Annotated in this window: 1 protein-coding gene; it reads left to right on the top strand. The window is 49.2% G+C overall.

What is annotated here, in order from left to right:
- Positions 1-157, top strand: a 157-nt coding sequence (locus Q0257_RS00540) for a UvrB/UvrC motif-containing protein (RefSeq protein WP_298020206.1), incomplete at its 5' end; no start/stop codon positions are given.
- Between the last annotated feature and the right edge of the window lie 1,484 nt (positions 158-1,641).

The following is a 1,641-nucleotide window of genomic DNA, read 5'->3' as shown; positions in this document are numbered from 1 at the left end:
TTTAAGAAAGGGTGCCAATTTAGAGAAGATGCCGGCCGCCGAGCGCGCCAAGATCTTAAAGGAGCTTCGCAAGCAGATGCTCGACGCCGCGGCAGCACTGGAGTTTGAAAAGGCCGCCGCACTGCGCGATGAGATCGCAAAACTTAGGAAGCTGTAAGTTACAAAGCCCGAAACGTCGTGAAATTTTGTCGTGAAATTTGCGCGCGTAATACAGAGCGAATTTGCGCGCCGAATACCGTAAGGCAAAACGTGAAATTTGCGCGATCTGCGCGTCAAATGCCGTCCAGGCGGAGCGTAAATTTGGGCGTGATGCGAGACGGCGAGTTTTGAAATTTAATCATTAAATTTAAATAATTTGCGCAGGAATGCCGCAGGGTGAAATTTTAAAATTTACTAGTTTGAGGTGGGATGCTGCGAGAGCGGTTTTAAAATTTGATCGTTAAATTTAAGATGGTTTGCGCGCGAAATTTATACATCGATTTTCTCGCTAAATTTGCGCTCCGCGCCACCTGCCGCGCCGGACGCCCGATCCGCAATTTGCGAGCCCGATTTACTCGCGCTTAAAATTTCTACTTTCAGCTTGCTTTGATCTCAAATTTTACTCGACGACGCCTGTGCCGCGATCTGCTTTATAAATTTCAAAACAGACCGCCAAGAGCTTTAAAAATTTCACGGGCAAGCTCTGCAAGCAGAATTTTATAGAATTTTAAAAAGCGTAAATTTTGCGGCAAAATTTTATCAAATTTCAAGGAGCGCAAAATTTCGCTGCGCGCCTCTTTGCTTACGGCGCCTTTTGATTCGCGTTCTGCGAGCCAAATCGCTAAATTCGCGGCGCGCGTCCCGTCCTTCCCTAGACGCCCGATCCGTAAATCTATACGCCCAACTTTTTGCTCTCGTCGACTTTCTTATCCGCAAATTTGCGCGCCGAGCTTTTGGTTTCAGCCCGCCTTCGATCCGCAATTTGCGAGCCTGATTTGCGGCAGCCCGCACTACCCTACTCTATACCGCTGCGCGCCTTTACGCTTTTTCTCGCTTTTTTTTGCATCTCTCCGCACCCATCTTCGATTTTTTCCCGCGCTCGCCCTGCGTTTTAATTCTGTCGCTTCGCTCGCTCAATCCGTAGCGGCTATGAGCGGACATGCGCCCAGACGCCGAATTTTCGCGCGCTTTTTACGCGCCGTTGCGCGCGGATACTTTCAAAATTTTACGCAGAATTCCAAGACTGCCTGCACCTACATTCGCGCCGCCGTCATAAACGCTCGCTTTTAAGGGCACAAACGAGGGATTTGCGCGACACGGCGCGGGAAATGAAATTTAGACGGCATTTATCGAAGCGTGTCTTCGCCGCTGCGGTGCGCTACAAAATTTTAAAATGGTAAGAGCTGCGATTTAAATTTACCTGCGGGAGCGCGCTATAACGCGCCGATTTGCGTGCTGTATAAATTTTAAAATCGCCTCTAAATTTAAAATTTTATCCTTGGTTAATACTCCCTGCTGAGCTCTAAATTTTCCACGCGCAGCGGTCTTTCACCCTCAAAAATCACCCCGATGCCGAAAGGCTCGCAAATATCAAGCGCACCGGGCCCCATCAGCCACTGCGTATCGCGCGCGTAAAACGTGCATTGCGGCAGCTCAAACGGC

It is taken from the genome of uncultured Campylobacter sp. (assembly GCF_938018035.1).
In the GTDB taxonomy this organism is placed as follows: Bacteria; Campylobacterota; Campylobacteria; order Campylobacterales; family Campylobacteraceae; genus Campylobacter_B.
This window is presented reverse-complemented; position numbering and strand designations above follow the sequence as displayed.